The 335-nt window shown below is 39.1% G+C and carries 1 protein-coding gene; it reads left to right on the forward strand.

Annotation, left to right across the window (positions count from 1 at the left end; all coding sequences use genetic code 11):
- A partial coding sequence (locus AAEY83_RS13495; protein WP_351059567.1) for a dUTP diphosphatase occupies positions 1 to 335 on the forward strand: 335 nt, incomplete at both ends.

Consider the following 335-nt stretch of genomic DNA (forward strand, 5'->3'; position numbering starts at 1 on the left):
CTGAACAAGTTATTTTAGAGTTGGTTGATATTTTTCATTTTGGTCTATCGCTTAGAATTGACGGTAAAACTAGCTACGAAGACTTAGCAAAGCAACTTGAAACTGAGCTTAGTAATGCTCAACAAGCGGATGACTTTAAACAAACGCTAGAAATATTAGCGGCTTCTGCTGTTGCAGATAAAACGTTTAATGCCGCTGCCTTTGCCGGCTGTATGGCGCAAATGGGTATGGATATTGATGATTTATATCGCGGCTACGTAGGTAAAAATACGTTAAACTTTTTCCGCCAAGATCACGGTTACAAAGATGGTAGCTATATTAAAGAATGGAACGGG

The organism is Psychrobacter sp. TB20-MNA-CIBAN-0197 (assembly GCF_040309765.1).
GTDB classification, from domain to species: domain Bacteria; phylum Pseudomonadota; class Gammaproteobacteria; order Pseudomonadales; family Moraxellaceae; genus Psychrobacter; species Psychrobacter submarinus.